Raw genomic sequence first — 8,629 nt, 5'->3', positions numbered from 1 at the left:
GATTTTGCGTATACCGCAGTTAGGCGATGTCGCGAGCTTTGCGAGCGATAAGCCTAACAAGGCGAAGCCGCCGCACATTAGGCAAAATCTTCCTCCTTCAGGAGGAACCTGCGAGCAAAGCGAGCAGATTTTGCCTAACTCGTTATTATACGAATTGAATGTATAATATCGACCTTTTGTTGCATATTATACGAACTTAATGTATAATTATCAGTGAAATTACTAATAGCCATTTACTAACTTTAGTTTATCAATCTTTATAATAAAAATATGCAAGTGTCAAGTACCCCATTTTTTAAGAACAAATTCTATGGTTTACAAGTTTCGCTTTATATTTCTTGTCATTCCCGCCCCGTTGCTCGGAGCGGGATAAACTCGGGCGGGAATCAATAAGATAATTTATTACCCGAAAGCGAAAACCCCGACCGTAAGGACGGGGATATTTATATACCTGCCTGCCGGCAAGGCAGGGCAAAATACAATAAACCTCCGAGGGTTAAAACCCTCGGTTTCTCCGTACGAGAAAACGGTTTGTTCCGCCGTGAACTCGCCTTAAGCGAGTGCAACAGTGGCGTTTTCATCCGTGGGTTTACAACCCACGGTTTTCAACGCTCTTGGAATAAAACGTTTGCCGTTCCACGGGCTTCAGCTCGGGTGTATTCATGTATTCAGATGTATTTGCATTCAGGTGTATTTTATTTGAGGCTAAATATGACACGAAGATTCACGACCGTGACACGCTGTGACCTTTTACTATAACCGGCATGGCACGGAATGACAGTTGAACAAGTTGAAATTTGTTTAAAGCGAAACTCGTGCTTATTAAGATATTCCTGGTAGCCGAAGTTCATAAAGTGTATAGTATGTCCTGGACAACGCACATTTATTATTGAGCTTTTTTATAATTTATAATATTATTATATTAAAGATAATAAGGTTTGGGTGGAGCTTGACTTGAGACCGACAAGCCTTGGTTTTGTAATTCATTGCGGCCGTCCTTCTTGTTTTGAGCTAAACCCGAACCCGAAGCCGGGAACCGCAACGGATCTACCTATAATCGAAAAGAACAACTCGTGGTGGCTAGGTTTTTGGCAAACATTAAAATTCTTGGTACTTGGAGTGGTGCGTAAAATTATATAAAAATATGCTTTGTCCTGAATGCAATTTTCAAATATCAAACCCGCAAGCTAAATTCTGCCCTTCCTGCGGAGCGGAAGTCAACCAATTGCCAAACACCTCATCTATGGCAAACCCAGAGGTTTCAAGTACCACCCAAATTTCCTTCCCGTCTTTTCCTAAGAAGCCTTTAATTATTGTTGGGGCAATACTAGTTCTTGTTATCTTGTCAGTCTTAGGATTGTCTTTTGTCAAAAACAGCTTGACAGGTAAAACAAATTCGCTTTTAAATACTCAAAAAACCAACTTGCCGTCCAAAACTTCAGTCACTGGGGCTTCTGTCAATTCACAGGCAACTCCGAGAGCTTCAGCCCAACTTTCCAAATACGATGTTGATACCGACGGCGACTCCATTCCCGATTTTGTGGAAGCGGCTACCGGGTATAACCCCAACCAAGACGAGTGTTTGCTTGCCGCTTGCGAGGGGTACGACGCCAATGCCCAGCCAAAAACAAAAACCAATGTGATGTTTATTTTGGACTCTTCCGGTTCTATGGCGGGGGTTTCGGGCGCCAACCGCAAGATTGACGCCGCCCAAAACGCTCTCAAAAGGTACATTGTTCAAGCAAAAGCGGACACTTCTGCTGGATTAGTAGTTTACGGGCATAAAGGAAGTAATTCTGAAAAGGATAAAGCTTTATCATGTCAAGGGATAGAGGTTTTATATCCGCAGTGTAAATATTTTTTGTGCTTGACAAGGATTAGGTTGTTGAGGTTAAATATATAAGTATGGAAGGTGTTCCTGCCCAAAATTTGTCGGAAATAGGTCAAGTTTCTCCTGTAAATACGGAGCCAAAAGCGCCTAATAATAAGGTTATTATTATTGTTTTGGCAGTTTTCATTTTTATCCTTTTGTCAGTAATAGCCGCAGGTGCGCTTTATTTTGTAGTGTTAAAAGGAAATAATCCAAATCAGGTTGCAAGCGTCCCAAGTAGCGCAAATACGCCCACGATGCCAACACAAGTTGCTCCACAGCCAACGCCAACCGCGCAACCGCAAACCCCGCTTCAAACCGTAGGAACAAACATGACGGGTATACAGGCTACTCTTACATCCGTAAGCACGAGCGGGGGGATTACAACAGTGCGGTTTGATTTTGTAGGTACTAGTGATGATTTGGTCGGAGATGTTGTCTCTCCGTATTCTATAGATACAAAATATTATAGAGACCCTCTTAGAGAGGGGCACACTCCTTTTTCGGAAGCGTATTTGGTGGATGCATCCTCCAGTATGAGATTTGATGTAGTAAAGGACGCCAATGGGAATTACCTCGCAGGGAATATTCTTGGGGGACGGCTACGTAAAGACCAAAGATTGTCCTCTTATGTGCAGTTTACCGCTCCTCCTCTTGGTTCTACCGTAACTATAAACATACCAGGAGTGCAACCATTTGTGGGAGTGGTGATTAATTAAGATACAATGGATATATCGGCCAATACAAACTTGCCAGATACTCTTAACCCATCTTCTTATTCGGAAAGCCCACAAAATAAAAAAAGTCTTCTTACGAAATACTTGCTGTTTGGTTCTTTTGGAATGCTACTTTTTGTTATTCTAACTGGCGCAATGTTTTTTGTTATTAAGAATAACTTTTCTTCCAATAAACGGAACGTTTTAACAACTCCGGCATTAACATATACATCAAATACCCAAAGCCAAACCCCAAGTAACCCTAGCGGAACACAATCCAATGTTCCCAGTGTTCCAACAGGAGGAGTACCCGCTGGCGGGACGCCTTTATTTGGCAGTAAGGTTGGGTTAATAAAATCCGCTGTGTCAACCAGAAATTTGACGGGAATGCTTTTGCAGGTTAATCAGATAGACATTTGCGAATTTCCGAATATCAATATTTATTCCACCATTACGAATAAAGACGGAGAAACTTTTTCTGATGTAAGACAGGGCGATTTTGAAATTACGGTGGATGGAAAAAAAGTTGAAAATTTTGGGTTCGCTTTTGTAAAAGATGAAAACATACCCTTGAGCACCACATTAGTTTTGGACCATTCAGGAAGCATGAAGGGCGATCCTATTGTTAAGGCAAAGGAATCGGCGATAGATTATATTGACAAATTAAAACCGGTAGATGAAGTAGCTTTAATTCAATTTGACACACAGATAGAGCTTTTACAAAGACTTACGCAAGACAAAGAGGCAGTTAAGAGTTTGATTAACAACATCGTTCCGCGAAGCGATACCGCTTTATACGATGTGGTATATTTTTCAGCCGAGAACAATCTTGGGTGCGGCAGGAAGGCGGTTATTCTTCTTACGGACGGTCGTGATACCGCATCCAAAAGCTATAGCTTGGACAAAGCTATGGAGAAAGCAAATTTGGTCAACATTCCAATATTTGTTGTAGGATTAAAAAGTTATCAATTTACGCCGGATATTTTGCAAAGAATTGCGGAAGGAACTGGAGCGCAATACTTTGAAGCTCCCACCCCGCAGGATTTAACCGCAATGTATCAGAAGATTAACGATCAATTGAGAGGGCAATACCTGTTTATACTTAAATTGGATATTCCAAAGACAAACAGCGAACACAGAATAAAGATTTCTTCAACCGTTGTTGGTTCTCAAACTACCAGTGAAAAGAGCTTTATCTATTAGTTTTAGTAATAGGTTCTAAAACCGTTTTATTTGAGGCTAAATGTGACACGAAGATTCACGATCGCGACACGCTGTGACCTTTTGCTATATGAGTTTTTCTTTTTATTCCAAGAGCGTTGAAAACCAATGCGTTATCATCCCATGGATGACTTGCCCCGCTTGCAACAGCGGAGAAACACTACTGTCGTATCCGCCGAAGGCGATTCGCCAGCTGGCGAAAAGGCGGAACAAACCGTTTTCTCGTAAAAGTGAGAAACCAAAGCGCTCTTAGCCCTCGGAGGCTTATTGCACGAAGTGGAGATCGCGACCGGCCTTCGACAGTGGGAATCTTCCACCCCCGAAGTGGAAGAATTAGGGGCTGGTATTACAACATTTTGCAAAAAATCAAAAGCCTTTGACAAGTCGCTGTTTGTTTGCTAGTCTGTGCTAGTCCAAAGACAGTATGCCATCACAAAGTGATATAAGTCGTACCGAGGAAACAATTTAGGTATCTGCAATTTTGTTAGATTATTTAAATTCTCCTCGTAATTTTTGGGGAGATTTTTTTATCAGTCGAGTTAACAAGCTACATCATTATGGCAAAAACGCTAGATCAAAAGAAAAAAGAGCTACACATTATCAAAGATAATCTGCAAAAGGCCAAATCTGTTGTCTTTGCGGATTTTAAAGGCATTCCAACCGAAAGCTTGAACAAGCTAAAAAACACCTTAATTGCTAAAAATAGCACATTCGCGGTTTATAAAAACACCTTGATAGAAAAAGCTATCAACGGTTTAAAGCTTCCAACCGTAACCCTTTCGGGACCTACAGCCCTAGTCTATTCTTTTGAAGATGCCCTCACCGCCATTAAAGAACTTTTTAAAGCTCAAAAAGAGGGACTAGCGCTAGAAATTAGACAGGCTTTTTTGGAAGGCCGGCTGTTAAACACTGCCGAAGTTGAGCAGGTCTCTAAATTACCCAATCGAGAACAGTTATTGGGGCAAGTATTGAGTGGTTTTAACGCACCGCTGGTGGGGTTTACTGGGTCGCTTGCTGGAGTACAAAGAAAATTCTTGTATGCAATTAATTCGCTAAAGGAGAAAAAAGTTTAATTATTAGAGAAGAAAGGGGGTTGAGAAATCATGGCAGAAGAAAAAAAGGAAGCTAAGCTTACAGCAACCGCTGAAAAAGTCCTCGAGATGGTCGAAAAAATGACTATTTTGGAACTTAATGACCTAGTTAAAGCAATGGAAGAGAAATTTGGAATTACAGCCAACGCGCCCATCGCAGTTGCTGAACCAGCAGTATCCACAGAAGTGGCTACGCCAGCCGAGGAAAAAACCGAGTTTGATGTGGTCTTAACCGCAACAGGAGAAAAGAAAATTGATGTGATTAAGGCTGTGAGAGAATTAAACCAGACATTGGGATTAATTGAGGCTAAAAACTTAGTCGAAAGCGCGCCAAAAGTAATTTTGGAAAAAGCTAAAAAAGAGGCTGCGGAAGAGGCTAAAAAGAAGCTCGAAGCCGCAGGTGCTAAAGTAGAGTTAAAATAAGAACCACTTTACACATCGCCTAATTATCTTTAAACTGGAACAATGAATGTACTATTTGCCGCTTCGGAATGCGCGCCAGTGGTTAAGGTTGGTGGGCTCGGCGATGTGGTAGGTTCCCTGCCCATTGCCCTTGACCAAATTGACATAAATTGCGCTGTAGTAATTCCCGCATATAAACCGCTAATTGATTCCCAAGCCACTTTATTTACCAACAGGTTGCTCCACACAGAAGTTAAGTTCGGGGAGAAAGCAGAACCGGTTAATGTTTTTAAAACCGTGATCCCCAAAACCAAAATTCCTCTCTATTTAATTCAAAACGATACCTATTTGTCCAATGGGGGGATTTATTTTGATGCTACCGCCTTTGTAACTTCTCAAGGAGAAATTGATCGCTTTGCTTTTTTTTCCAAAGCTCTTGCCCAAGTGTTTTTAGACGAACCCGGTTGTGATTTTAAACCCGATGTCATCCATTGTCACGATTGGCACACCGGATTTGTGCCAAAATTGGTTGCTGATATTGTTCCCACCGTTTTTACCATTCACAATTTAGCCAACCAAGGTTTTAGTTCAGTGGATGTTGCGCAAAAGTTGGGGCTTGATATAAACAAAAGCAAAATTCTTTCGTGGGACGCGCTTGACTCTAACCTTGATTTTATCATGCAGGGAATACTGAACTCTACCTTTATTACCACAGTTTCACCAACTTACGCCAGAGAAATCTTAACTCCTATTTTTGGCGAAGGTTTGCACGAAGTGCTAGAAGCTCGAGAAGGGCGCCTTTATGGCATTCTAAATGGAATAGATTGTAGTGTTTGGAACCCAGAAAAAGACCCCTATATAAAGCCCAATTTTAATCTAAAATCGTTGGACAAAAAACAGGAATGCAAGGTTGCTCTTCAAACAGCCCTAGATCTCCCCAGTACTCCAAAAAAGCCTATCCTTGCGGTTGTTTCTAGACTTACCACCCAAAAGGGCATTGATATGATAATTTCTTTAATGGATGAGATTTTAGGGCTTGGTTGTCAGCTTGTTGTCTTAGGAACTGGCGACCCGTCGCTGGAAAACAAATTAAGAATAAAAGAGGCAGAACTTGCTAAAGAAGGTCTATTTGAGGCAAGGGTTCTACTAGAATATAACGAGGAATTGGCCCATAAAATTTATGCCGGATCTGACATATTTTTAGTACCTTCCCGCTTTGAGCCTTGTGGCTTAACACAAATGATTGCAATGCGTTATGGAACAATTCCATTAGTACGACAAGTTGGTGGACTTGCCGACTCCGTAGTGTCGGGAAAAACTGGATTTAGCTTTGTAAATTTTAACGACTCCGAATTTTTGGATGCCTTAAAAAGAGCCCTGAACTACTATTCGTACAAAGACGAATGGCGTAAATTAGTGACAAACGCCATGGAACAGGATTTTAGCTGGGCGGAATCGGCTAAAAAGTACGCTGACATATATCAATTAGCTCTTGACGAATAATCTTAAAGCTCTCTCCCCCATACTCTCCATAAATTTGGTGATGAAGCTTTTCCTCATGATCGAGAGCTTTTAGTATTTGAGGAACAAACCGTTTGACTTTGTTTGTCGTAAACGAACTTTCCCAATAACCTTTTAAGAAAAACTCGACTCGCTCGCTAATGTTGATTTTAGAAAGTGTGACGCTCATGCACCACAATGCCACACTTTTTGCTAAATCTTTGCGGAGATTTTTTGCACTGACTTTCTCTCGCCCATACTCCAAATCGATGACACCAGATACTTTACCCTTATAAAATAATACATTTCGTTTGCTAAAGTCACCATGTGACACTTTTAAAGCGTGGATTTTTTTAAGCGTGGCACCTGCTTCTTGTAAAACATTGGGTAGTACTTCATGACGAGTAGGACTACCCCCTCTAATATATGTTAGCACGACAACCCGTCTCTTTTTGCCATATAATGTTATTGCAGAAAGAGGCTTATTGCATAAATTATTTACGACACCATATGTCGGAATACCCTGTGATTTAAGCTTGAAGAATAATCGTAACTCTTTTTTGACAAATACCAGCGACCGAGAACTGTTATAAATTCTTATGACAAACGATCCCATTGTGGTTCGTAGCTTAAAAACGGTGTTTCCTTTGCTTAAGTGATACACCTCGTAACCTTTAAATTCCCCTATGTTATAGTGGTTTAAAATGCGACTTATTATTTTACCCGAGATCATAAATTTTACTTCATCAGGACAGAGGAGTGAGCCGGAGATGGCAGATAATATTCGCTCCTTTAAGAATTCAACAAATTTGATGCGGTCAGCATTGGGTAATTTGTTGTAATTAGGAACAAAAGCCGTCATTTGATACAAAAAGCGTAGCGCCAGCACCGCTGTACAAAATCTGTAGGAGAGATTAAAATCTAATTCGCGACCTTTATAGCGCGAATAAAACAACGCATATATCCTGTCAGTCCAGATTTTTTCTCTCCAAAACAACAGACCAAAAAAAGCTGGATCCCAACCAACTGGGACTTTCGAGACATATTCCCAATCTATTAACTTGAAATGGGTGCCTAATTGACATACTTTATCGCTGTCCCTAAAAAGTAGGTTTTCTGGATATAAATCGCGATGAGAAATACAAAGATTATTAAAGACTTTATTGTTGCAAAAGACAAAATCTTCTAATTTTTGCCATTCTATTTCCGTTAATATTTCGCGATTATTTTTTTTGTAAGATGCAATTTCTGCTTGCGCATGATGCATGTCGTAAAACCCAAGATCGAGTTCTTTTGACGAAGTATTAAGAAACGAGGTAATAAAGTTAGCAAAATTCTCAAACGCCGATATGGTAAATTGACCTTTTGTCACACCCAAATCTACCATAAAATTAGATAGCGGTTTCCCCGCGTAGTGCCTTGTTACCATCCAAGGTCTTGTATCCTTTGCTCCGCCATCGCCAAAGGAATAACGGATTACTGGCAAGATATGCGATTTAATATTGTTGGGAAAGCGCTCTCGAGCCAGCAAAAATTTAATCGCTCGCAAAAATCTTTTGCGGGATTCCCCGCTCCCCTGCCAAAAATATTTCAGAATATACTTGTTTTTATCGGGTGTCACCCGAAAGTGATCGAGGCTTTCTTTCTTTCCGGTTTGTCTCCCAATAACAATCACATACGACCTAATAAGCCCACGATCTGGCACGCGCAAAACCTGTTCTACTTGATAGTGATGTTTTTTAAGAAGAGTTGTGATTTCCTCCGGAAGCTGTGTTTTCATTGGAGAATTTTATCACGAAAAGATGATTGCGTTTTTTATTGCATCTTAT

General features: G+C 40.7%; 7 protein-coding genes and 1 other annotated feature. Of the genes, 6 read left to right on the top strand and 1 reads right to left on the bottom strand.

Annotated elements, in window-relative coordinates; translation table 11 throughout:
• Window positions 1-1,144 precede the first annotated feature (1,144 nt).
• The 6 genes from KKF75_02065 (at window position 1,145) to KKF75_02040 (ending at window position 6,803) form a co-directional block, all read left to right on the top strand.
• Window positions 1,145-1,903 carry a hypothetical protein gene (locus tag KKF75_02065; GenBank protein MBU4380981.1) on the top strand — a complete coding sequence of 253 codons (759 nt, stop codon included), beginning with the start codon at window positions 1,145-1,147 and terminating at the stop codon, window positions 1,901-1,903.
• 2 nt (window positions 1,904-1,905) lie between these two features.
• Entirely contained in the window at window positions 1,906-2,589 is a 684-nt protein-coding gene (locus tag KKF75_02060) for a hypothetical protein (protein MBU4380980.1), read from the top strand.
• A 6-nt stretch (window positions 2,590-2,595) separates the two neighbouring features.
• Window positions 2,596-3,789: a VWA domain-containing protein gene (locus tag KKF75_02055; GenBank protein MBU4380979.1), complete on the top strand. Its 1,194-nt coding sequence runs from the start codon at window positions 2,596-2,598 to the stop codon at window positions 3,787-3,789.
• A 413-nt stretch (window positions 3,790-4,202) separates the two neighbouring features.
• Window positions 4,203-4,344 (top strand) — a sequence feature (ribosomal protein L10 leader region).
• 20 nt (window positions 4,345-4,364) lie between these two features.
• Complete coding sequence (gene rplJ / locus KKF75_02050) at window positions 4,365-4,880, top strand: 50S ribosomal protein L10 (GenBank protein ID MBU4380978.1); 516 nt, start codon at window positions 4,365-4,367, stop codon at window positions 4,878-4,880.
• Between the two features lie 30 nt (window positions 4,881-4,910).
• Window positions 4,911-5,321, top strand: coding sequence for a 50S ribosomal protein L7/L12 (gene rplL / locus KKF75_02045; GenBank protein ID MBU4380977.1), 411 nt, complete (start codon window positions 4,911-4,913; stop codon window positions 5,319-5,321).
• Window positions 5,322-5,363: 42 nt separating this feature from the next.
• Complete coding sequence (locus KKF75_02040) at window positions 5,364-6,803, top strand: glycogen synthase (protein ID MBU4380976.1); 1,440 nt, start codon at window positions 5,364-5,366, stop codon at window positions 6,801-6,803.
• Here the strand turns inward: KKF75_02040 and KKF75_02035 are convergent.
• Window positions 6,760-8,580, bottom strand: a complete 1,821-nt coding sequence (locus tag KKF75_02035; protein ID MBU4380975.1) for a phosphotransferase — start codon at window positions 8,578-8,580, stop codon at window positions 6,760-6,762. The two genes, KKF75_02040 and KKF75_02035, sit on opposite strands and share 44 nt — an antisense overlap.
• Window positions 8,581-8,629: the final 49 nt, after the last annotated feature.

Source organism: Patescibacteria group bacterium (assembly GCA_018896215.1).
Lineage (GTDB): Bacteria > Patescibacteriota > WWE3 > 0-14-0-20-40-13 > 0-14-0-20-40-13 > JAHINB01.
The sequence above is the reverse complement of the archived record's forward strand: the minus strand, read 5'-3'. Positions and strand labels throughout refer to the sequence as shown.